Raw genomic sequence first — 22,681 nt, forward strand, 5'->3', positions numbered from 1 at the left:
ACCATGAGCCTGCGCATCCTGATCGCTGAAGACCATATCGTGGTCCGCCAGGGCGTCCGCCAGTTGCTGATCGATCGCAAAGTTGCGCATGAAGTCGCCGAGGCTGAAAGCGGCGGCGAGGCGCTCATGAGCGTCGCGAAACATGCATACGACGTGGTCCTGCTGGACATCTCGCTGCCCGACATGAACGGTGTCGAGGTGCTCAAGCGCATCAAGCGCAAGGTGCCGCGCCTGCCGGTGCTGATGTTCTCGATGTACCGCGAGGATCAGTACGCGGTCCGGGCGCTCAAGGCTGGCGCATCGGGTTATCTGTCGAAGACGGTCGATGCTGCGCAGATGATCGCCGCGATCCAGCAGGTCGCGGCGGGCCGGAAGTACGTGAGCCCGGCGATGGCCGAGGCGCTTGCCGATTACGTCTCGTTCGACGGCGAACAGCTGCCGCATGAGAAACTCTCCGACCGCGAGTACCAGACGCTGTGCATGCTCGCGTCCGGCAAGCGCCTGACCGACATCGCGAATACGCTGTCGCTGTCGGTGAAGACGGTCAGCGTGTACCGGACGCGTCTGCTCGAAAAGATGAAGCTCAGCAATAATGCCGAGCTGACGTTCTATGTGATGAGCAACCGGCTCGTCGACCTTAATCCGACAATGGCCGGCTAACGGTCCGGTTCAGCCCGTCAAGATCGCGTAGTCGATCGCGCAATCGATGACGCAATCAAATGTGCGCGGATCCTGACCCGTCAGCCAGATTACTTCCCACCGATCTGCAAAGCGCCTTGAGCGGAATCTGTTTTCGCCGCGGCTTGTCTCGAAAGCACATGCCCCAGAATCGGGGCGATCCGGCAGTTTCCAGTTCCGCGCATAGCAGCTTCTGCTGCGCAGTTCCAGAGGAATCCGTATACGCATCCGCTAGAATCGAGGGTTTTCCCGGCATTCGGTGCGCAAATACGCGTGCTTCACAGAGACCTCGCCAATGTCCCTCTTTCGCAAGAAAAACGTCGAACACATGCTCGCCGGCGCGCAAAGCGCTGGACTCAAAAAGGCGCTGGGCGCGCTCGATCTGACTTTCCTCGGTGTTGGCGCCATCATCGGCACCGGTATCTTCGTGTTGACCGGCACCGGTGCAGTAGAGGCCGGCCCGGCGCTGATGGTTTCCTTCCTGATTGCGGCTGTTGCCTGCGGCTTTGCCGCGCTGGCTTATGCCGAGTTCGCCTCGACGATTCCGGTCGCCGGCTCGATCTACACCTATTCGTACGCGACGCTCGGCGAACTGGCCGCGTGGATCATCGGCTGGGACCTGATGCTCGAGTACGGGCTCGCGACGTCGGCGGTGTCGGTGGGCTGGTCGGGCTATCTGCAATCGTTGCTGGAGGGGTTCGGGCTGTCGCTGCCGGTCGCGCTGACGGCGGCCCCGGGCGCGCTGCCGGGACACGAAACGCTCTTCAACCTGCCTGCGTTTCTAGTGATGATGGCCATTACGACGCTGCTGTCGATTGGCGTGCGGGAGTCGACGCGCGTGAACAACATCATGGTTGCCATCAAGGTGGTGGTCGTGTTGCTGGTGATCGCGGTTGGGGTGTTCCACGTCACGCCGGCGAACTGGCATCCGTTTATGCCGAACGGCTGGCATGGCGTTTTCGGCGCGGCGGCGGTGATGTTCTTTGCGTTTATCGGCTTCGACTCGGTGTCGTCGGCAGCAGAGGAAGTGAAGAATCCGAAACGCGATCTGCCGATCGGCATCATCGCTTCACTGGGTGTTTGCGCCGTGCTGTATGTGGCGGTAGCCGCGGTGGTGACGGGCATCGTGCCGTCGGCGCAGTTCGCCAATATTTCGCACCCCGTGTCATATGCGTTGCAGGTTGCAGGACAGAAGTGGGTTGCCGGATTCATCGATCTCGGCGCCGTGCTGGGCATGCTGACCGTGATTCTCGTGATGGGCTATGGGCAGACGCGGGTGATTTTCGCGATGTCGCGGGATGGGTTGCTGCCTGCGGCACTGTCGCGCGTGCATCCACGGTTTGCTACGCCGTTCCTGACGACGTGGATCGTCGGGATCTTTTTCGGGCTGATCGGCGCCCTCGTGCCACTGAATGTGCTCGCTGAACTGATCAATATCGGTACGCTCGCGGCATTCTCGATGGTTTCCATTGCTGTGCTGATCTTGCGGCGGACGCATCCGGATTTGCCACGGGCGTTTCGCTGTCCCGGTGTCCCGGTTGTGCCTGTGCTTGCTGTTGCTTCCTGTCTTTTTCTTATGGCTAACCTCCAGCTCATTACCTGGGTCGCGTTCCTGATCTGGTTGCTGATCGGGATGGTTGTCTATTTTGGTTATTCAAGGCGGTATTCCAGGCTCGCGCATGGAGGGAAGTAAGGGAGTTTTTTGTCCTTCGGACGAGGGGTAAAAAGAAAGCAGCGACCCCTAATAGCCCCTGCCCCCGATTTGTGCTTTACTTTTCGCTGCAAGCATAAAAAACAACCAGAACCGTACGAACCTCACAGCAGGGCAGTCGGAACAGGTAGTGGAAAAATGTGAGCTTCGTGCTGGTCTCGATCCCCCCAAAGGAGACAGTCCATGGCGATCAGCATCAGTCTGACGGTGAACGGCACACCCGTGACCACCGAAGTCGAGCCTCACATCCTGCTTGTCCAGTTTCTCCGCGATCAGCTACGCCTCACCGGCACCCACATCGGCTGCGACACCGCCCAGTGCGGTGCCTGCACCGTCCACCTGAACGGCCGCGCGATCAAGTCGTGCAACATGCTCGCCGTGCAGGCCGACGGCGCCGATGTCACCACGATCGAAGGCCTCGCCGTCAACGGCGAACTCCATCCGATGCAGGCCGCGTTTCGCAACTGCCACGGCCTCCAGTGCGGCTTCTGCACGCCAGGTATGGTGATGAGCGCAACCGCGCTGGTCCAGAGTCACCCCGATGCCACCGAGGCCGACGTGCGTCAGCAACTCGACGGCAACCTCTGCCGCTGCACGGGCTATCACAACATCGTGAAGGCTGTGCTCGAAGGCGCCGCCGGCATGAAGTCGGGCGCGAGCGCAAACGCGACCGCCAAAGCCACCGCCTGAGGAGCCCACGATGAACGCACCCGATTCGCACAGCCTCATCGGCGCCTCCGTCAAGCGTAAGGAAGATTATCGCTTCCTCACCGGCAACGGCCAGTACACCGATGACATCGTTCTGCCGCAGCAGACTTACGCCGTGTTCCTGCGCTCGCCGCATGCCCACGCGCGCATCAAGAGCATCGACACCGCCGCCGCGAAGAAATCGCCCGGCGTCGTCGCCATCTTCACCGGCGCAGACCTCGCAACGGACAACGTCGGCGGCCTGCCGTGCGGCTGGTTGATCCACAGCATCGACGGCAAGCCGATGAACGAGCCGCCGCATCCTGTGATTGCGCATACGAAGGTCCGCCATGTCGGCGACCAGGTCGCGCTCGTGATCGCGGATTCGGTGAAAGCGGCCAAAGATGCCCTCGAACTGATCGACGTCGACTACGACGTGCTGCCCGCGGCCGTCGACACGGCGCACGCCGCCGACCCCGGCCAGCCGGCCGTCCACGACGAAGTGCCCGACAACGTCTGCTACAACTGGGGCCATGGCGACAAGGCCGCCACCGACGCCGCCTTCGCCAAAGCCGCCCACGTCACCGCCCTCGACATCATCAATAACCGTCTGATCCCGAACGCGATCGAGCCGCGCGCCGTCAATGCGAACTGGTCGCCGCAGGACGACAGCTACACGGTCTACGTCGCGAACCAGAACCCGCACGTCGAGCGGCTCCTGATGGCGGCGTTCGTGCTCGCGCTGCCGGAATCGAAGGTGCGGGTCATCGCACCCGATGTCGGTGGCGGCTTCGGCTCCAAGATATTTCTCTATGCCGAGGATGTCGCACTGACGTGGGCCTCGAAAAAGATCCGGCGTCCCATCAAGTGGACCGCGGAGCGTTCGGAAGCCTTCGTTTCCGACGCGCACGGCCGGGATCACGTGACGAAGGCCGAACTCGCGATGGACGCCGACGGCAAATTCCTCGCGATGCGCGTCCACACGATCGCGAACATGGGTGCTTACCTGTCGACGTTCGCCTCCAGCGTACCGACGATCCTGTACGCGACGCTGCTCGCCGGCCAGTACGCGACGCCCGCGATCTACGCCGAGGTCAAGGCGGTGTTCACGAACACGGTGCCCGTCGATGCCTATCGCGGCGCGGGCCGTCCGGAAGCGACGTACGTGGTCGAGCGGCTCGTCGAAACCGCCGCGCGCGAGATGAAGCTCGATCCGGCCGAAATCCGCCGGCGCAACTTCATCCGCACGTTCCCGCACGCAACGCCCGTGGGTCTCACCTACGACACCGGAGACTACGAAACCTGCCTCGCCCGTGCGCTCGAACTTGCGGACGTCAAAGGCTTCGAGGCGCGCAAACAGGAATCGCAGAAGAATGGCAAGCTGCGCGGACTGGGCTACTCGTGCTACATCGAGGCTTGCGGCCTCGCGCCATCGAACATCGCAGGTGCGCTGGGTGCGCGGGCAGGGCTCTTCGAAGTCGGCGAGATCCGCGTGCATCCGACCGGCTCGGTCACGGTTTTCACCGGCTCGCACAGTCACGGTCAGGGACATGAAACGACCTTCGCACAGGTCGTCGCGGACCGGCTCGGCATTCCGCTCGAAAACGTCGAGGTCGTGCACGGCGACACCGGACGCATTCCGTTCGGCATGGGCACGTATGGCTCACGCTCGATTGCGGTGGGCGGTTCGGCGATCATGAAGGCGCTCGACAAGATCGAGTCGAAAGCCAAAAAGATCGCCGCGCATCTGCTCGAAGCCGCGGCCGAGGACATTGAATTCAAGGACGGCGTATTCCGCGTCGCAGGCACGGACCGCACCAAGGCGTTCGCCGATATCTCGCTTGCCGCATACGTGCCGCATAACTATCCGCTCGACAAGCTCGAACCGGGCCTCGACGAAAGCGCGTTCTACGATCCGACCAACTTCACCTACCCGGCCGGCGCGTACATCTGCGAAGTCGAAGTCGATCCGGATACCGGCGAGAGCCAGATCCAGAAATTCACCGCCGTCGACGACTTCGGCAATGTGATCAATCCGATGATCGTCGAAGGCCAGGTGCATGGCGGCCTTGGGCAGGGCATCGGCCAGGCGATGCTCGAGCGCTGCGTGTACGACAACGAAAGCGGCCAGTTGCTCTCCGGTTCCTACATGGATTACGCGATGCCACGCGCATCCGATCTGCCGGACTTCACCGTCGAAACCGCCAAAGGCACGCCGTGCACGCACAACCCGCTCGGCGTGAAAGGCTGCGGCGAAGCGGGCGCGATCGGCTCGCCGCCGGCGGTGATCAACTCGATCATCGACGCGCTCGCGCCGCTTGGCGTGACCGACCTGCAAATGCCGGCGACACCGCATCGCGTGTGGTCCGCGATCCGCGCCGCGCAAAACCCGAAGACGTAAGCGGAGGAAGCCGACATGTATGCATTCGACTATCAACGCGCGGCCGATGCGAAGGCCGCCGTCGCGGCGCGCAACGCGGACAGCGACGCGAGGTACCTCGCGGGCGGCCAGAGCCTGCTGCCCACCATGCGCCTGCGTCTCGCGCAACCCTCGCAGCTGATCGACGTCACGCGAATCGCCGCGCTGAAAGAGATCAAGGTGGACGCGAAGACGGTGACCGTGGGTGCCGCTGTTTGCCACGCCGATGTCGGCAGCCATGCCGACATCCGGCGCGTGCTACCGGGGCTCGCGGGCCTTGCCGCAGGTATCGGCGACCGGCAGGTGCGCGCGCTCGGCACGATCGGCGGATCGCTCGCCAACAACGATCCGGCGGCATGCTATCCGGCCGCCGCGCTCGGACTCGGCGCAACGATCGTGACCGACCGGCGACGCATCACCGCCGACGATTTCTTCGTCGGCATGTACGAAACGGCGCTGGAGCCTGACGAACTGATCACCGCAGTCGAGTTCCCGATACCCGAGCGTAGCGCGTACGAGAAATTCAACAATCCAGCGTCGCACTTCGCACTGGTCGGCGTTTTCGTCGCTAAAGGCGCGGACGGCGTGCGGGTGGCCGTGACGGGCGCGGCGGCGTCGGTGTTCCGCGCGACGGAGCTGGAGACTGCGCTCGCCGCGAACTTCGCGCCGGCGGCAGCGCGGGCCGTAACCGTTTCCGCCGATGACCTCAACACCGACATGCACGCGAGCGCCGAATATCGCGCGCATCTGATTCCGGTGCTTGCGGCGCGGGCCGTAGCGAAGGCGAACGGCGCCTGACGACGCGGATTGCCGCGCGACGATCGACGTTCACTTCACGTCACACGTCGATCGCCGCGCGTCATTCGCCATGCGCCGCCGGCGCAATGACTGTGGCCCGGCGTATCCGGGCCATTCGCCTTACCGCTGTGCAGGAACACCATGCAGCCTGATTCAATCGACGCCACCCTCCACCAGCTCACCGCGCAGGGCTACTTTGCGAGCCGGGAACTCGCGACCGCGCTCTACCTCGCGTTGCGCATGGAGCGGCCGCTCTTCGTCGAAGGCGAACCTGGGGTTGGCAAGACCGAACTCGCGAAGGCCGCAGCCGGCATGCTTGGCACGACGATGCTTCGGCTGCAATGCTATGAAGGCCTCGATACCGCAAGCGCGCTGTATGAATGGGACTACCCGCGCCAGATCATGGCGCTGCGCCTCGCCGAAGCCGCCGGCGAGCGCCCCGATAACGACACGCTCTACCGCGGTGAATTCCTCCTGAAGCGGCCGCTATTGCAGGCGCTGATGCCCGACGAGCACAACCCCGGCGCGCGCCGCGTGCTGCTGATCGACGAGATCGACCGCGCCGACGAACCGTTCGAAGCGTTCCTGCTCGAACTGCTTTCGGATTTTCAGGTGTCGATTCCCGAATACGGCACGGTGCGCGCGGAACGGCCGCCGCTTGTCGTGATGACGTCGAACCGCACGCGCGAAGTCCACGACGCGCTGAAACGCCGCTGCCTGTATCAGTGGATCGGCTATCCGGACCGTGACCGCGAACTGGCGATCGTCGCGGCGCGCGCCCCGGAAACCTCCACCGACCTGCAGCGGCGCGCGGTCGACTTCGTGCATCGTCTGCGCGGCATGGACCTGTTCAAGGCGCCGGGAATCGCTGAAACGATCGACTGGTGCCGCGCGCTCGCGGTGTTGTCAGTCACCGAACTTGATCCGCAATCGGTGCAGAACACGCTAGGCGTGCTGCTCAAGTACCAGGACGACCTGGCGCGCATCGACGCTGAACAGATCGCCCAATGCCTCGCGGTGCCGGAATGACGACAATGCCCCGCAAGCCAGAACCTGGCATGCCCACGGCAGCCACCTCGCGCGATCTTGCAGCCGCCGTGGCCGCGATTGCCACACCCGGCGCCTCGTCCGCCTCGTCCGCCGATACGCCGACGCTCGCACGCAACGTCGTGCACTTCGTACGCGTGCTGCGTGGCGCCGGTTTGCCGATGTCCCCCGCCCAGGCGGTGGACGCGCTCGCGGCGCTGCGCTGGATCGACCTCGGCCGCCGCGACGATGTGCGCGCCGCGCTCGCCGCGCTGCTCGTCTGTGCCCCCGACGAGCGCGAACTGTTCGACGCCGCGTTCGACCTCTTCTGGCGCGATCCCGACTGGGAAGGCAAGCTGCGCGCCTTGCTGCTGCCGAAGGTACTCAACGGCATGCCGCCTCCGCGCCGCAACAACCGGCTCGCCGACGCGCTCGCCGTACGTTCGCCGCTGTCGAAGCAAGGCCACAGGAACCAGGAGACCGAACAGCAGGAACTGCACGCGCACATCACCTTCAGCGCGGAAGAGCGTCTGCGCCATCGCGACTTCGACACGCTCACCGCCGACGAATGGCGCACCCTTCGCCATGTGATTCGCGGCCAGCGCCTGCCGCTCGCGACTGAGCCGACGCGCCGCCTGAAGGCGTCGTCACGCGGCACTCACGCGGACCTGCGCGCAAGCGCGCGCCACGCCGTGCGGGCAGGCGGCGACTGGACTGTCTGGAAATACCGCAAAGCCGTCGAGCGCAAACCGCCGCTCGTGTTGCTGCTCGATATCTCCGGCTCGATGAGCAGCTACTCGCGCGCCGTGCTGTATTTCTGCCACGCGTTGCTGCAGTCACGCGAACGCCTGCAGGTGTTTCTGTTTGGCACACGTCTCACCAACGTGACCCGCACGCTGCGCGAACGCGATCCTGACGTCGCGATTGCGGCGATCGCCGGGCAGGTTGTGGACTGGTCTGGCGGCACGCGCATCGGCGCGGCGCTCGCCGAATTCAACCGGCGCTGGGCACGGCGTGTGCTGACCGGCAGGGCAACCGCTTTGCTCGTGACCGACGGCCTCGATCACGAAGCCATCGATGTGCTCGACACCGAAATGGCCCGCCTGCATCGCTTCGCACACCGCGTGGTCTGGCTCAATCCGCTCCTGCGCTACAGCGGTTTCGCGCCGAAGGCGCGTGGCGTGCAGGCGATGCTGCCGCATGTCGACGCGCATCGCCCGGTCCATAATCTGGAGAGCCTCGCTGCATTCGGCCGCGATCTTGCGCTGTTGACGAGCGCGCCCCGCGCCACCAGAACGGCCACGATACAAGGAGAAGGCTGCCGATGGAACTGACCGAAAGTTATACGCTGCCCGTTTCGCAACTGCGAGCGTGGGAGGCGCTGAACGACACGGCGATCCTGCGGGCGTCGATTCCGGGCTGCGACAGCATCGACCCCGATGGCGAAAACGGCTACGCAGTGGTGCTGAGCGCATCGGTCGGGCCGGTAAAGGCGCGCTTCAAGGGCCGCATGGAGCTGAAGGACATCGACGCGCCGCACACCTACACGATCGTCTTCGAAGGTCAGGGCGGCGTGGCCGGCTTCGGCAAGGGCACGACACATGTCACGCTCGAACCCGACGGCGACGACGCGACGAAGCTGTCGTACACCGCGACCGCGCAGGTCGGCGGCAAGCTCGCGCAGATCGGCTCGCGCCTCGTCGATGGCGCGGCCCGCAAGCTCGCCGGAGAGTTTTTCAAACGCTTCACCGCGCAGGTAACGGGCGAAGGAGCCGCGGACAGCACGGCCGCCGATACCCCTACCGCAGTTGCGGCCACAGCCGAACCGCTAGAATCGTCTGTTACGCCGGATACCGCGTCCGGCGAAGATCAGACGAAAAGGAAGAAATCATGGACAGCGTGGATCTCGAAGTCCTGAAATCCAGTGCACGCTGGCTCGAGCAGGGACATCGCGCACTGCTGGTGACGGTGGTGAAAACATGGGGCTCGTCGCCGCGTCCCGAGGGTGCGATGCTCGCCGTGCGCGACGACGGTCTCGTGGTCGGCTCGGTTTCGGGCGGCTGCATCGAAGACGACCTGATCGACCGCGTACGCCAGAGCGGCATCGAGCAGACCCTACCCGAAGCGGTCAAATACGGCATCACGGCGGAAGAGGCGCATCGCTTCGGCCTGCCCTGCGGCGGCACGATCCAGCTCGTGCTCGAACCGCTCTCGAAGGACAGCGGCATCGCCGAACTGTGCGAGGCGGTGGAAAACGGGCAACTGGTTGCGCGCACCGTGGACATGACGACGGGTGCTGCGCGCCTCGACCCGGCGCTCGCCACCGACGGTGTCGATTTCGACGAAAAGCGTCTCCTGACGATTCACGGTCCGCGCTACCGCATGCTCGTGATCGGCGCAGGACAGTTGTCGCGCTATCTGTGCCAGATCGCAGTCGGGCTCGATTATCAGGTGACAGTCTGCGATCCGCGCGAGGAATACACCGACGAGTGGAATATCCCCGGTACCAGGATCGTCCGCACGATGCCCGACGACACCGTGCTCGACATGAAGCTCGACGAGCGCTGCGCCGTGATTGCGCTGACGCACGATCCGAAGCTCGATGACCTCGCGCTGATGGAAGCATTGAAAACGCCGGCGTTCTACGTGGGCGCGCTGGGCTCGCGGCGCAATAATGCGGCGCGGCGCGAACGGCTCAAGGAGTTCGATCTGAACGACGCCGAACTGGCGCGGCTGCACGGGCCGGTGGGCATCTACATCGGCAGCCGCACGCCGCCGGAGATCGCCGTGTCGATTCTGGCCGAGGTTACCGCGGCAAAGAACGGCGTCTCGCTGCCGACGCTGCTGCAGGTAGAAGGCGCGAAGGCCGCACGGGAAGTGGCCGCGAGCGGCGGTGCTGCCTGCAGCGTCTGACGGAAGCAACAGCAGACAGGAAAACGGCGCGATCACGCGTCGCGCCGTTCAGCGAGCGTTCATCCATGTGGCCCGCGATAACAGAGGGGGCCTACATCAGCCCGGCCACCACCGCCGCCGCGACCGACCCGAGCACCAGTACGACGCCGACCGTGCGTCGCCTGTTCAATTCGGTCCACAGCAGCACGCCCGTCAGCGACAGCAGGACCAGGCTGCCCGCGATTGTATCGATGAACAGCACCCAGCCGATACTGAGCCCAACCCCGCGGTGAAGGTTGGTCAACACGCCGAGAAACGAGTTCTCCGAGCGCTTGACCGCCACGTAGCCGTTGCCGACCCAGTATTCGGCCTGCACACTCTGTTTCGGGCCCAGGATACCCACCTGCCAGAATTCAGGCTGCACGACGCTGTGGTCGCCCCACGCGACAGGATGCGACGGCTCGCGGCGCGGCCTGCCCGGTTTGCCATCGATCTTCAGCTCACCTTTGAGCCAGTTGGCCATGTCCATTGGCGACTTGAAGCTGCCACCCGCCGGCAGCGCGATCTGCAACTGCTCGACCTGCGGCTCACCCGTCGACACCTTCAACGGCCCCGCACGGTGGTTCAGCAAAAAGCCGCTGGACCCGAACATCAGCCCGAGCACGGCGCCCCACAGCCCGACCCAGCCGTGCACCTTGCGCAGCCATTTGATGAACGTCGCGCGCCGCGACCGCTGCTTGCGGGTCGCCTGCTGTGCATCGTCCATCAGTGGGTGAGGTAGCTCTGCGGCCAATCCGCTGTAGCCCGTCGCGCGCGCATCCGCGGCAGATTGTCGGTCGAAAGTTTCAGGCGCGTTCACATCGGGCTCCAGATGCAGTTTGTTAATGACACACAGCCAGCACGCGCACGTCATCGCATGACGCGTCGCTGGCATTGAATGGGATGAATTGGGTTGACGGGCGGGCGGAAACGGTACGGCGGCCACATCCGGCAAAGGCGGGCGGGCTGGCTGTCACAGAGAAGAAATGCGACAGTGGCTGGCGATGCCCTTCAAATGAGAATGGATATCATTACACAAGCAGGCGATTTTCTCAATCGACCGCTCTTGCGCAACGGTGCACGCGAATTACGATTGATGACAGGGAGCGACAGGGACACCGACCGCAGGTTGAATGCCACTTCTATCGCAATGCGCGATGGCCGCTTGACATTGGGTCGGGCGCACCTTTAATTATCAGGAACCCTCAATGAAGTTCGTCTGGATGCCTGAACACGCCATGCGCTACTTCCTGCCCCTCTGCATCATGACACTCGGTTGTTGCTTCAGCGCCGGCGCCGCGGCCTCCAGCCAGCCGGCCCAACCGCTCGAGCCATACGTCAACGAGGGCGAAACGCAGACTTTCACCGTCAACGACGACGGCTCTTTCACCAAACTCGATTCGATGACGCTGCTGGTGAACAACGAGGCGGGTGTGGCACGGGTCGCACAGCAGTACATCTGGTTCAACCGCAACATGGCCAACGTCGAGATCGTCGAGGCGTACACGACCGGCGCGGATGGTGCGCGCCACGACGTGCGCTCGGACCAGATCCGTGACGTGCAGGAAGCCCGCTCATTCGACGCACCGATGTTTCAGGACATCCAGGAAAAGGTGATTGTGTTCCCGGCGGTCGAACCCGGCACCCGTGTTCATTTGACGTACAGAAAAACGCAGAAGGTACCGATCGTACCGGGCCATTTCAGCGACTTCACGCCGCCCGATCTCGCGCCGACGCACAACTTCAAACTGATCTACAACCTGCCCGCGGGCAAACCGCTTTACGCCGACGCGCGCGGCTTCTCGACAATCGCGCCGGTGACGGAAGATGGCCGCACGCGCTACGAATTCCGTTATGAAAAGGCCCATTTCAGCCGGCTCGAATACGGCTCGGTTGCGTACGTGACGTACGGCGACCGGCTGATGGTGTCGACGTTTCCCGACTATGCGTCATTCGCTGCAACCTACCGCGCGTCGGCAGTCGACCCGAGCGCGACCGACCCATCCGTCGTCCGGCTCGCCCGCACGCTCACCGCGAACGACGCCACGCCGCACGCCAAAGCGAAGACGCTCTACGACTGGGTGCGCAAGAACGTGCGCTACGTGGCGGTGAACGTCGGTCGCGGCGCGGTCGTGCCGCATCGGGCAAGCGACGTCCTGGCGTATCGCTATGGCGACTGCAAGGATCACGTCTCACTGTATGGCGCGCTACTGGATGCGGTCGGCATCCCCAACGAACCGGCGCTGATCAGCAGCGGCACGATCTATTCGCTGCCGTCCGTGCCCGGCTACGGCGTCATCAATCACGTCATTAACTGGTTGCCCGGCGAGCAGTTGTACGCCGACTCGACAGCGCCGAATGTCGAATTCGGCTTCCTGCCGTCGACCGACATGAACCGGCCCGCGTTGCTCGTCAACCAAGGCGTGCTCGCGCGCACGCCGCCGACGGCGCCCATGACGCGCAGCACGGATCTCGCGATCACCGTGCAGCCGGACGGCTCCGCGACCTTCGTCTACACGCTGGAAACCGCCGGCTGGGCCGCGGAGCAGGGCCGCACGCTGCTGCGCCTGCAGACGCCCGCGCAGCGCGAGGAATCGCTGCAGGCGGAATTGCGCAACGCCAACCTGCGCGGCGCGGCGACGCTCTCCACCAGCAACCTCGCAGCAACCGACGGCCCGCTGTCGATCACGATGCGCGGCACGCTGGAGGGCCTCGTCGTTCCGGGCGCGGCGGCGTCGATTCCTGCATTGACGAGCTTTGCCGGCGGCTTCGAATCCGATACGCGCTACTGGCTCGGCGAGCGGCAGCGAACCCAGCCATTCGTCTGCCGCAACATCGAACTGCACGAACGCGCGCAGATCACCTTGCCGCCGAATTTCCGCGTGCTCGACGTGCCGGGACCCGCGCAGACGCAGGACCGCTTCCTCGACTTCCGCTCCCAGTACACGTTCGATGCGCAGACCAACATCATCAACGTGTCGCGCGACGGCAGCACGCATTTCGACAGCGACGTCTGTTCACCCGAAGAATTCGCGCAGATGCGCCCCGCGATGGAAGCGGTCGGACGCGACGTGCGGGCGGAGGTGATCGTGCGGTCCAGTCTCGATGGCGCGAGCGTCGCATCCCGCTTGCCATAAGCTGGATGCGGTGGGCGTGACGGCGACGGTCGCCGAAGCCAGCAAAGCCAACGCGGCCACCGATGCCGCCGCCGTGTGTTCCGACGCCGGCAGATCGCCTACACCAGCCAGAGCGGTCCTTCCTGCATCGCACCGAGTTGCTCGCGCAGTTCGAGGATCCGGTCTTCCCAGTAGCGCTGCGTGTTGAACCACGGAAACGCAGCCGGAAATGCCGGATCGTCCCAACGGCGCGCGAGCCACGCCGAGTAGTGAATGAGCCGCAACGTACGCAGCGCCTCGATCAGATGCAGTTCGCGCGGCTCGAATTCGCAGAAGTCTTCGTAGCCCGCGAGCAGATCGGTCAGCGCCCGCGAGGCCTCCGCACGCTCTCCCGGCAGCAGCAGCCAGAGATCCTGCACGGCCGGTCCCATGCGGCTGTCGTCGAAGTCGACGAAATGCGGGCCCGCGTCGGTCCACAGCATGTTGCTCGGATGACAGTCGCCGTGCATGCGCAGCGCGCGCACGTCCCCGGCGCGCTCGAAAGCGCGCTCGACACCTTCCAGCGCCAGATTCACCACCGTTTCCCATGCCGTGCGAACGTCGTCCGGAACAAAGCGATGCGAGAGCAGATAGTCGCGCGGTTCGAAGCCGAAGGTATGGATGTCGAGCGTAGGCCGCGCGATGTAGTTTTGCGTCTGGCCCACCGCGTGAATGCGTCCGATAAAGCGCCCGAGCCACTCGAGCGTGTCACGCCGGTCCAGATCGGGTGCACGCCCGCCGCGCCGCTCGAAAATGGCGAGGCGAAAGCCACCGAACGTATGCAGCGTCCTGCCTTCGAATGCGCGAGCCGGCACGGCAGGAATCTCGCGCGCGGCAAGGTCCGCCACGAACGCGTGCTCTTCGAGTATCGCCTCGTCGGTCCAGCGCTCGGGCCGGTAGAACTTCGCGACAACCGGCGGGCCGTCTTCGACGCCCACCTGAAAGACGCGGTTTTCGTAGCTGTTGAGGGCCAGCATGCGGCCATCGGTGCGCTGGCCAGCGGTGCTCAGTACGCCGTCGATGGCGTCGAGCACGCATTCCGGTGTGAGCCGGGCGAAAGGCGCGGTGCTTGAAGCAGCGCCCTCTTGATCAGGAGTGTCGTCGTTCATGCCCGCATTGTGCGCCGCCCCGTCCACAATGACGAGAGCGTGACGAGAGCGGCCGCACCCCGCCCGGCCCTCAGGTGGGCAGCGGTGCGCGCACAACCCGCGTTCAGTGCATCTGCGCACTCGCCGGGCGCACCTGCTCGCCCGTATCGATCAGATCTTCAAGAAAGAAGGGTTCAGTATTCAACTGGAGCGACGCACCGGGTTCGCCGGCGTACCACGCCACCATGGCCATGTCGCCGAGAATGCGCATGACGATGCCGCGCGCGCCTTGTGGCACGGCGATGTGCACGGATCGGACAATAGAACCGATTTGCATGATATTTCCCCGTTCTCTCTTTGCCGGCTTGGATAGAGCGCCGGTCATGTGGCGATAAAACGCGCCGCCTCGCCGCAAACGTTGCGCGCGCACCTAAACCTGAATCGCGTGATACGCGTAGAGGATGTAGCCATTGTTCCCGTTTTGGACAGCGCGGGAAAGCGAAAAAAAAGGGCAAAACGCCCTTCGCTTCGGTCAATCCACTTACGAAACGTCAACTTGTAACACCTCGTAACAGCCCCATCATAAACCCTGCGGCCAATGATCCCAAAATTGCGCATCGGGACTACGATACGCGCTATATTCCTGTCGCGCATGCCGGGCCCAGCCAACGTCCGCGCGAAGTCCGCCGCGCAGGCGGCAGAGCCAGCCCGGCCCCCACCGACCCGACAAAAAAAGCAGCGCCGTTCCATGTGGATCGTTCGACTTGCGCTCCGGCGCCCGTACACGTTCGTCGTGCTTGCCCTGCTGTTGATGATCGTCGGTCCGCTGACGATCCTGCGCACGCCTACCGACATCTTCCCCAATATCGACATTCCGGTTCTGTCGGTCATCTGGACGTACACCGGCCTGCCCGCCGACGAGATGGAAAAGCGCATCGTGCTGAACTACGAGCGCGGGCTGTCGGTGGCGGTGAACGATATCGAGCACGTCGAATCAACATCACTGAACGGTATCGCGGTCGTCAAGATCTTCTTTCAGCCGCACGCGAATATCGACGAAGCGCTCGCTGAAGTCACCGCGCTGTCGCAAACGCAGTTGCGCTCGCTGCCCCCGGGCATCACGCCGCCGTTCATCCTGCGCTACAACGCGTCGACGGTGCCGATCCTGCGATTGTCGCTGTCGTCGCCGTCACTGACCGAGCAGGAGCTGTTCGACTTCGGCAACAACTTCCTGAAGACGCAGCTCGCCACGGTGCCGGGCGCGTCGGCGCCGCTGCCGTACGGTGGCAAGCAGCGCCAGATCATGGTCGACATCGACTCGCGCAAGCTGCAGGAGCGCAACCTGTCGCCAATGGACGTGGTCAACGCGATCACCGCGCAGAACCTGATCCTGCCGTCGGGCACGGCAAAAATCGGCTCCACGGAATATTCGATTCAGATGAACGCGAGCCCCGATTCGCTCGCCGGCCTGAACAACATCCCGATCAAGTCCACCGCCAACGGCACCGTGTATGTCCGCGACGTCGCGCACGTACGCGACGGCTACCAGCCGCAGACCAACATCGTGCGCGTCAACGGCCAGCGCGCGTCGCTGCTGACGATCAACAAGAGCGGCAATACGTCGACGCTGGAGATCGTCGACCGCATCAAGACCATGATGCCGGTGCTGCGCAATCTCGTGCCCGAATCGCTGAACATCGATCCGGTGGCGGACCAGTCGCTGTTCGTGCGCGCCTCGGTGCAGGGCGTACTGCGCGAGGCGCTGATCGCGGCCGGGCTGACCGGGCTCATGATCCTGCTGTTCCTCGGCAACTGGCGCGCCACGCTGATCATTGCGGTATCGATTCCGCTGTCGATGATCACGTCGATCATTGCGCTCTCCGCGCTCGGCGAAACGATCAACATCATGACGCTCGGCGGCCTCGCCCTCGCGGTCGGGATCCTGGTGGACGACGCCACCGTTGCGATCGAAAACATCAGCCATCAGCTGGAGCAGGGCAAGAACCTGGAGCAGGCGATTCTCGATGGCGCGCATCAGATCGCGATCCCGACTCTCGTCTCCACGCTGTCGATCTGTATCGTGTTCGTACCGATGTTCCTGCTGACGGGGGTCGCACACTACCTGTTCATTCCGCTTGCCGAAGCCGTCGTGTTTGCGATGCTGGCTTCGTATTTCTTTTCGCGCACGCTCGTGCCGACGCTCGCGAAGTACCTGCTGCGCAATCACCACCGTCCGCAGGACATGCACGCGAGCGCGGCCACCCGCAATCCGTTCATGCGCGTGCATCTCGCGTTTGAACGCGGATTTGCGCGGCTGCGCGAGCGCTATCGTCTGTTTCTGGAAGCCCGGGTCGCCAAGCCCGGCGTGTTCGTCATCGCGTTTCTGGCGTGCTGCGGGGCGTCGATGCTGCTGATGCCGTTCCTCGGCCGCGACTTCTTTCCGCAGGTGGACGCGGGCGTGATCGCCCTGCATCTGCGCGCGAAAACCGGCATGCGGGTGGAGGAAACAGCCGTCGTCACCGATCGCGTCGATACGCGTATCCGTCAGCTGATTGCGCCCGGCGAGCTGCATTCGATCATCGACAACATTGGCCTGCCGGTATCCGGGATCAACCTGTCGTACAGCAACACGGGCGTGATCGGTTCATCGGACGCCGACGTGCTGATCACGCTGAACGAAGATCATCACCCGACCGCCGACTACGTCCGCACGCTGCGCCGCACGCTTTCCGACGAGTTCCCGGGCGTCCAGTTCGCCTTCCTGCCGGCCGACATCGTCAGTCAGACGCTCAACTTCGGTATGCCTTCACCGATCGATATCCAGATCGTCGGGCGCGACGTCGAAGGCAACCGCGCGTTCGCCGCGCACCTCCTGAGCCGGCTGCGCAGCGTGCCAGGTCTCGCCGATGCACGCATCCAGCAGCCATCCGACCTGCCGCGCATCTTCATCGACGTCGACCGCACACGCGCACAGCAGGCCGGCTTCACGCAGAAGGACGTCGCAAGCGACCTGCTGATCACCCTGTCCGGCAGCCAGCAGACCACGCCGACGTTCTGGCTGAATCCGAAGAACGGAGTCAGCTACAACGTGATTACCGAAGCGCCTCAATACACGATCGACTCGCTGCAGGCGCTCGCCAATATTCCGCTGAACGCGAACGGCAAGACCAACATCCTCGGCTCGCTCGCGACGATGCGCCGCGAATCCGGCAACGCGGTCATCAACCACTACAACGCGCAGACCACGATCGATATCTACGGCACCCCCGACGGCCGCGATCTCGGCGCAATCTCCGACGACATCAACAAGATCGTCGGCGAAACAAAGGCGGATCTGCCGCGAGGCTCGACGATCCAGGTGCGCGGCCAGGTGCAGACGATGAACGACTCGTTCTCCGGCCTCTTCACGGGCCTCGTCTTCGCGATCGTGCTGGTGTATCTGCTGATTGTGGTGAATTTTCAGTCATGGCTCGATCCGTTCATCATCATCACCGCGCTGCCTGGTGCGCTGGCGGGAATCGTCTGGATGCTGTTTCTCACCCACACCACACTGTCGATTCCAGCGCTCACCGGCGCGATCATGTGTATCGGCATCGCGACGGCCAACTCGATTCTGGTGATCAGCTTCGCGCGCGAGCAGTTGCTCGAACACGGCGATGCGGCGCGCGCGGCCATCGAGGCGGGCTTCACGCGTTTCCGTCCGGTGCTGATGACGGCGCTCGCGATGATGATCGGCATGGTGCCGATGGCGATCGGTCTCGGTGAAGGCGGCGAACAGAACGCGCCGCTCGGCCGCGCCGTGATCGGCGGTCTGGCGATCGGCACGCTCGCGACGCTGATTTTCGTGCCGGTGGTGTTTTCGCTGATCTATCGCAGGCTCGCGGCGCGCCGCCTGCGCGCTGCTGAACACGTAGTACAAAAACATCCTGATGTGGGGCACTGATGGAAGGGGAGCGGGAAGGAATGCAGGAAGTGAAACATCCTGAGCGTCCTGACGATTCCGCGCCGGTAGCGGCAAAGCCGCAACGCGCGCGCTGGGCAATCGTGGTGGCGGTCATCGTCGTGCTGGGGCTGGCGGTGCAGGGCATCTGGTCGCGCCACAGCGCGCACGCCGCGCTCGAACGCGATGCCGAGCATGCGGGCCAGACGAGCGTCGAAGTCGTGCGTCCGCAGAAGTCGAACGCGGCGCTCGATCTGGTATTGCCCGGCAATGTGCAGGCCTTTCTCGACACGCCGATCTACGCGCGTACCAACGGCTATCTGAAGAAGTGGTACGCCGATATCGGCGCGCATGTGAAAGCGGGTCAGTTGCTTGCTGAAATCGATACGCCCGAAGTCGACGACCAGTTGCGCGCCGCGCGCGCCGACCTCGAGAATGCGCAGGCGAACTACGCGCTGTCGAAAACGACCGCGGACCGCTGGACCGACATGCTGAAAAGCAATTCGGTGTCCAAACAGGAAACCGACGAAAAGGTCGGCGACATGCTCGCGAAGAAGGCGACGCTCGATGCCGCGCGCTTCAACGTCGCGCGCCTCGAAAAGACCCAGTCGTTCCAGAAAGTCTTTGCGCCGTTCGACGGCATCGTGACGGCGCGTAATGTCGACGTCGGTGCGTTGATCGATGCGGGCAGCGCGGGCGGGCCGGCGAAGGAGCTGTTTCATGTGGCGCAGGCGGACCGGCTGCGGGTCTACGTCAGTGTGCCGCAGGCCTATGCACAGCAGGTTCAGGTCCAGCAGGGCGCATTTCTGACCCTGCCGGAAACGCCTGCAAGGCACTACCCGGGCAAGGTCGCGCGCACCGCGGGCTCGGTCGATCTGCAGCAACGGACGATGCTCGTCGAGGTCGACGTCGACAACCGCAACGGCGATCTGTTGCCGGGCGCTTATGCGCAGGTGCATTTCGCGCTTGGTGCGGGTGCCGCGCCGTTCACGCTGCCGGGCAACACGTTCCTGTTCCGTCCGGATGGCGTGAAGGTCGCGACGGTCAACGCGGCAAATCGTGTGAAGCTCGTGCCCGTTTCGCTCGGGACCGATTTCGGCACGCGGGTCGCCGTCACGTCCGGTCTGCATGGCGACGAACAGGTCATCCTGAATCCGCAGGATTCGATCGTCGATGGTGCGCCGGTGCGTATCGTTGCGTCGAAAGCGGGGGCCGCGAACGTCGCAAGTAGCGCGAGCGCCGCAGCCATGGCGAACGGGGCCGGCGCATCCGCCGCGCAGGAATCGGCAACCGGCGACACATCGTCAGGGAAGGCCGCGCAGTGAGTACGCGATTTCACCGTTCACGGGCTCTGCCGCGCTTTTCGTTATCGGCGATGGCGGTTGCATGCCTGCTCGCGGGCTGCACTGTCGGTCCGGACTACGTGCACCCGAAGGACACCATCGCCGCGACGTTCAAGGAACTCGACGGCACTGGCTGGAAGCCCGCGCAACCGGCCGACCTTGGCTCCCGCGGCGCGTGGTGGGAGGTCTACGGCGACAGCGAACTGAACGCGCTCGAAGCGCGCGTCGGCAGCGAGAACCAGAACGTGCAGGCTGCGCAGGCACGTTTTCGTGCCGCGCGTGCCAGCGTCGCGCAGTTCCGCTCGAGCTTCTTCCCCGTCGTTTCCGCAGCCGCCGATTATTCGCGGGCGCGCACGTCCCAAAATGTTCGCTTCAAGTCGACCGCGGGCTTCACGCTGAACGACTACCTCGTGCAGGCGGATGCGTCATGGGAACCCGATCTGTGGGGCCGCGTATCGCGCAGCGTCGAAGGCGCGAAAGCCGGCGCGCAGGCCAGTGCCGCCGATGCGCAGTCCGCGTTGCTGTCGATGCAGGCAGAACTTGCAACCGACTACTTCGAACTGCGCGGCATCGATCAGGAACATCAACTGCTCGACAACACGATCGCGGCCTACCGCGATGCGCTCGATCTGACGCAGCATCGGCGCGCAGGCGGCATCGCCACCGATGCCGACGTCGCCCAGGCGGAGACCCAGCTACGCACGACCGAAGCTCAGGCGATCGATCTGGACGCGCAGCGTGCGCAGCTGGAGCATGCCATCGCGATCCTCACCGGTCAGAGCCCGTCCACATTCGCGCTGCCGGTCGCGCCGCTCGTGGCGGTGCCGGTCGTCGCACCCGCGGGCGTACCCTCGGCGCTGCTCGAACGCCGGCCGGACATTGCTGCCGCCGAACGCACGATGGCCCAGACGAACGCGCAGATAGGCGTCGCCACAGCGGCGTTCTTTCCGAACCTGATCCTTTCGGTGACAGGCGGCCTCGAAGCCACCGATTACAGCCAGTGGCTGCTCGCGCCGGCACGTTTCTGGTCCCTGGGGCCGTCGATCGCGTACACGCTCCTCGACTTCGGCGGACGTGCGGCGGTCAAGGAAGAAGCGAAGGCGCATTACGACGAAAGCGTCGCGAACTATCGTCAGACCGTGCTGACTGCATTCGGCGACGTCGAGGACAATCTAGCCGCGCTGCGCGTGCTGGAACAGGAAGCACACGCGCAGGACGAAGCGGTGAAAGCGGCCGAGCGCGCGCTCGCCGTCATATCCAACCGCTACAAGAACGGCGCCATCACGTACCTCGACGTGGTCGTCGCGCAGACGACCGCGCTCTCCAACGAACGTCAGGCCGTGACGCTCGCGCGCCGGCGGATGGCTGCGAGCGTCGCGCTGATCAAGGCACTGGGAGGCGGCTGGGACGCGTCGCAACTGCCCACCGACGAGCAGCTCGTGCACCCCGAAGCGCCCGTCAGCACGCCGGCCACGCACGGCTAGCGAAGCGCTGATGGAGCGTCCAGGGATTCGACCTGGGCCCGGTTGAACGACGCCTTGGCCCCAAACGGCGTATCGTAAGGGTTTTTACTTATCGGGAGCCCCGTTTGTGAGCGCATCGCCGGAACCCGGCCGGAAGGATTCTCCGGATGTTCCTTCGCCTGACACTTCGTCCGTCTCCTCTTCGTCCCGCGCGGCGCCTGGCGCCAGTATTCCTTACCTCGAACGCGGCACTCGCGCTTACTGGCGCGCCAGCCTCGCGCTGCTGTTCGCCGGCTACGCAACGTTCTCGCTGCTTTACTGCGTACAACCGCTCTTGCCCGCCTTCTCGGCGACCTTCGGCGTCAGCCCCGCGCAAAGCAGCTTCTCGCTCTCGCTTACCACCGCCGCGCTTGCTCTCGCGATCTTCGTGGCGGGTTTCGTGTCGGAAGGCTGGAGCCGCCATCGGCTGATGACGGCCTCGCTCACCGCATCGTCGGTGCTGACGCTGGCCGTCGCGTTCGCGCCGCACTGGCACCAGCTGCTGGTATTGCGCGCGCTCGAAGGGCTCGCGCTCGGCGGTGTCCCGGCCGTCGCGATGGCCTATCTCGCGGAAGAAGTCCATCCCGATGGGCTGGGGCTCGCGATGGGTCTGTACGTCGGCGGCACGGCGATCGGCGGGATGGCGGGACGCGTGATCACCGGCATCGTCGCTGATCTGTTCGGCTGGCGCGCGTCGATTGCGACGATCGGCGTGCTCGGCATTCTGTCGATGCTCGCGTTTCGCGCGCTGCTGCCGCCGTCGCGCCATTTCGTGCCGCGCCGCGGGCTTGGCTTCGCGCATCACCGTTCCGCGCTGGCCAGGCATCTGGCCACTCCCGGCCTGCCGGTCCTGTTCCTGATGGCGTTCGTACTGATGGGCAGCTTCGTCACGCTGTACAACTATATTGGCTACCGGCTCCTCGCGCCGCCCTACCAGCTGAGCCAGACGGCGATCGGCGCGATTTTCGTCGTGTACCTGACGGGCGTGGTCGCTTCCCCGCTGTCGGGTCGCATGGCCGATACGTTCGGTCGCGCACGCGTGCTGATCGCGAGCCTCGTCCTTATGCTGACTGGACTCGCGCTGACGATGCTGCATCCGATTGCAGCCATTGCCGGTGGTATTGCGTGCGTGACCTTTGGATTTTTTGCGGGACATGCGGTGGCAAGCGGCTGGGTCGGCCGGATGGCCAGGGTGGCCAAGGGCCAGGCCGCTGCGCTATATCTGCTTGCGTACTACCTCGGGTCGAGCATCGTCGGGTCGTACGGCGGGCATGTCTGGGCAGCGCATGGCTGGAACGGCGTCGCCTCGCTGGTCGCACTGCTCCTCCTGTGCGGAATCGTGGCGGCCTGGTGGCTGCGTGTCCAGGAACGCGCAGCGGCGGCGTGAAGCTGATTCAGATGCG

17 protein-coding genes are annotated in these 22,681 nt (G+C 64.4%); 14 read left to right on the forward strand and 3 right to left on the reverse strand.

Going from position 1 to position 22,681, the window contains the following annotated elements; translation table 11 throughout:
* The first annotated feature begins 3 nt into the window (after positions 1-3).
* From rqpR to P3T23_RS04360, 9 genes are all read left to right on the forward strand, one after another.
* Positions 4-660: a response regulator transcription factor RqpR gene (gene rqpR / locus P3T23_RS04320; RefSeq protein WP_429314967.1), complete on the forward strand. Its 657-nt coding sequence runs from the start codon at positions 4-6 to the stop codon at positions 658-660.
* Positions 661-973: 313 nt separating this feature from the next.
* The gene (locus P3T23_RS04325; RefSeq protein ID WP_429314968.1) at positions 974-2,371 is read left to right on the forward strand and encodes an amino acid permease; all 1,398 of its coding nucleotides are present in this window, start codon (positions 974-976) and stop codon (positions 2,369-2,371) included.
* A gap of 201 nt (positions 2,372-2,572) precedes the next feature.
* Positions 2,573-3,079: a (2Fe-2S)-binding protein gene (locus P3T23_RS04330; protein WP_429314969.1), complete on the forward strand. Its 507-nt coding sequence runs from the start codon at positions 2,573-2,575 to the stop codon at positions 3,077-3,079.
* A 10-nt stretch (positions 3,080-3,089) separates the two neighbouring features.
* On the forward strand, positions 3,090-5,477 hold the full coding sequence (locus P3T23_RS04335) for a xanthine dehydrogenase family protein molybdopterin-binding subunit (RefSeq protein ID WP_429314970.1): 2,388 nt from the start codon (positions 3,090-3,092) through the stop codon (positions 5,475-5,477).
* A 15-nt stretch (positions 5,478-5,492) separates the two neighbouring features.
* Positions 5,493-6,293 carry an FAD binding domain-containing protein gene (locus tag P3T23_RS04340; RefSeq protein WP_429314971.1) on the forward strand — a complete coding sequence of 267 codons (801 nt, stop codon included), beginning with the start codon at positions 5,493-5,495 and terminating at the stop codon, positions 6,291-6,293.
* A 141-nt stretch (positions 6,294-6,434) separates the two neighbouring features.
* Positions 6,435-7,322 (forward strand): AAA family ATPase, encoded by an 888-nt coding sequence (locus tag P3T23_RS04345; RefSeq protein ID WP_429314972.1) that lies wholly within the window; start codon positions 6,435-6,437, stop codon positions 7,320-7,322.
* Positions 7,319-8,653 (forward strand): vWA domain-containing protein, encoded by a 1,335-nt coding sequence (locus P3T23_RS04350; protein ID WP_429314973.1) that lies wholly within the window; start codon positions 7,319-7,321, stop codon positions 8,651-8,653. Before P3T23_RS04345 ends, P3T23_RS04350 begins: the two co-directional genes overlap by 4 nt.
* Positions 8,644-9,237: a CoxG family protein gene (locus P3T23_RS04355; RefSeq protein ID WP_429314974.1), complete on the forward strand. Its 594-nt coding sequence runs from the start codon at positions 8,644-8,646 to the stop codon at positions 9,235-9,237. Before P3T23_RS04350 ends, P3T23_RS04355 begins: the two co-directional genes overlap by 10 nt.
* Entirely contained in the window at positions 9,210-10,232 is a 1,023-nt protein-coding gene (locus P3T23_RS04360) for an XdhC family protein (protein ID WP_429314975.1), read from the forward strand. The genes P3T23_RS04355 and P3T23_RS04360 overlap by 28 nt, the downstream gene beginning before the upstream one ends.
* Positions 10,233-10,323: 91 nt before the next feature.
* Here P3T23_RS04360 and P3T23_RS04365 read toward each other — a convergent pair whose 3' ends face one another.
* Complete coding sequence (locus P3T23_RS04365; RefSeq protein ID WP_429314976.1) at positions 10,324-11,070, reverse strand: PepSY-associated TM helix domain-containing protein; 747 nt, start codon at positions 11,068-11,070, stop codon at positions 10,324-10,326.
* Positions 11,071-11,488: 418 nt separating this feature from the next.
* Here P3T23_RS04365 and P3T23_RS04370 point away from each other — a divergent pair, with 418 nt between their 5' ends.
* Positions 11,489-13,387, forward strand: coding sequence for a DUF3857 domain-containing transglutaminase family protein (locus P3T23_RS04370; protein WP_429315341.1), 1,899 nt, complete (start codon positions 11,489-11,491; stop codon positions 13,385-13,387).
* A 98-nt stretch (positions 13,388-13,485) separates the two neighbouring features.
* Here the strand turns inward: P3T23_RS04370 and P3T23_RS04375 are convergent, their stop codons facing one another.
* Together P3T23_RS04375 and P3T23_RS04380 are read right to left on the reverse strand one after the other, a co-directional pair.
* A complete protein-coding gene (locus P3T23_RS04375; RefSeq protein WP_429314977.1) occupies positions 13,486-14,514 on the reverse strand; it encodes a serine/threonine protein kinase in 1,029 nt (342 codons plus the stop codon).
* A 103-nt stretch (positions 14,515-14,617) separates the two neighbouring features.
* Complete coding sequence (locus P3T23_RS04380; RefSeq protein WP_133661514.1) at positions 14,618-14,830, reverse strand: hypothetical protein; 213 nt, start codon at positions 14,828-14,830, stop codon at positions 14,618-14,620.
* A 411-nt stretch (positions 14,831-15,241) separates the two neighbouring features.
* Between P3T23_RS04380 and P3T23_RS04385 the strand changes: the two genes are divergently transcribed.
* The 4 genes from P3T23_RS04385 to P3T23_RS04400 all read left to right on the forward strand — a co-directional run bounded on the left by P3T23_RS04385 (position 15,242) and on the right by P3T23_RS04400 (position 22,665).
* Complete coding sequence (locus tag P3T23_RS04385) at positions 15,242-18,436, forward strand: efflux RND transporter permease subunit (RefSeq protein WP_429314978.1); 3,195 nt, start codon at positions 15,242-15,244, stop codon at positions 18,434-18,436.
* Between the two features lie 29 nt (positions 18,437-18,465).
* Complete coding sequence (locus P3T23_RS04390; RefSeq protein ID WP_429314979.1) at positions 18,466-19,758, forward strand: efflux RND transporter periplasmic adaptor subunit; 1,293 nt, start codon at positions 18,466-18,468, stop codon at positions 19,756-19,758.
* A 50-nt stretch (positions 19,759-19,808) separates the two neighbouring features.
* On the forward strand, positions 19,809-21,260 hold the full coding sequence (locus tag P3T23_RS04395) for an efflux transporter outer membrane subunit (RefSeq protein WP_429315342.1): 1,452 nt from the start codon (positions 19,809-19,811) through the stop codon (positions 21,258-21,260).
* Positions 21,261-21,468: 208 nt separating this feature from the next.
* Positions 21,469-22,665 (forward strand): MFS transporter, encoded by a 1,197-nt coding sequence (locus tag P3T23_RS04400; RefSeq protein ID WP_429315343.1) that lies wholly within the window; start codon positions 21,469-21,471, stop codon positions 22,663-22,665.
* Positions 22,666-22,681: the final 16 nt, after the last annotated feature.

The organism is Paraburkholderia sp. GAS448, from assembly GCF_050435685.1.
In the GTDB taxonomy this organism is placed as follows: Bacteria; Pseudomonadota; Gammaproteobacteria; order Burkholderiales; family Burkholderiaceae; genus Paraburkholderia.

What these genes read in the sequence shown, in the direction of transcription:
- P3T23_RS04340 (WP_429314971.1), top strand. Translation starts at nt 5,493, where the DNA reads ATGTATGCATTCGACTATCAACGCGCGGCCGATGCGAAGGCCGCCGTC.
- P3T23_RS04355 (WP_429314974.1), top strand. Translation starts at nt 8,644, where the DNA reads ATGGAACTGACCGAAAGTTATACGCTGCCCGTTTCGCAACTGCGAGCG.
- P3T23_RS04370 (WP_429315341.1), top strand. Translation starts at nt 11,489, where the DNA reads ATGCGCTACTTCCTGCCCCTCTGCATCATGACACTCGGTTGTTGCTTC.
- P3T23_RS04385 (WP_429314978.1), top strand. Translation starts at nt 15,242, where the DNA reads ATGTGGATCGTTCGACTTGCGCTCCGGCGCCCGTACACGTTCGTCGTG.
- P3T23_RS04350 (WP_429314973.1), top strand. Translation starts at nt 7,319, where the DNA reads ATGACGACAATGCCCCGCAAGCCAGAACCTGGCATGCCCACGGCAGCC.
- P3T23_RS04360 (WP_429314975.1), top strand. Translation starts at nt 9,210, where the DNA reads ATGGACAGCGTGGATCTCGAAGTCCTGAAATCCAGTGCACGCTGGCTC.
- P3T23_RS04330 (WP_429314969.1), top strand. Translation starts at nt 2,573, where the DNA reads ATGGCGATCAGCATCAGTCTGACGGTGAACGGCACACCCGTGACCACC.
- P3T23_RS04335 (WP_429314970.1), top strand. Translation starts at nt 3,090, where the DNA reads ATGAACGCACCCGATTCGCACAGCCTCATCGGCGCCTCCGTCAAGCGT.
- P3T23_RS04325 (WP_429314968.1), top strand. Translation starts at nt 974, where the DNA reads ATGTCCCTCTTTCGCAAGAAAAACGTCGAACACATGCTCGCCGGCGCG.
- P3T23_RS04375 (WP_429314977.1), bottom strand. Translation starts at nt 14,514, where the DNA reads ATGAACGACGACACTCCTGATCAAGAGGGCGCTGCTTCAAGCACCGCG.
- P3T23_RS04380 (WP_133661514.1), bottom strand. Translation starts at nt 14,830, where the DNA reads ATGCAAATCGGTTCTATTGTCCGATCCGTGCACATCGCCGTGCCACAA.
- P3T23_RS04345 (WP_429314972.1), top strand. Translation starts at nt 6,435, where the DNA reads ATGCAGCCTGATTCAATCGACGCCACCCTCCACCAGCTCACCGCGCAG.
- P3T23_RS04395 (WP_429315342.1), top strand. Translation starts at nt 19,809, where the DNA reads ATGGCGGTTGCATGCCTGCTCGCGGGCTGCACTGTCGGTCCGGACTAC.
- rqpR (WP_429314967.1), top strand. Translation starts at nt 4, where the DNA reads ATGAGCCTGCGCATCCTGATCGCTGAAGACCATATCGTGGTCCGCCAG.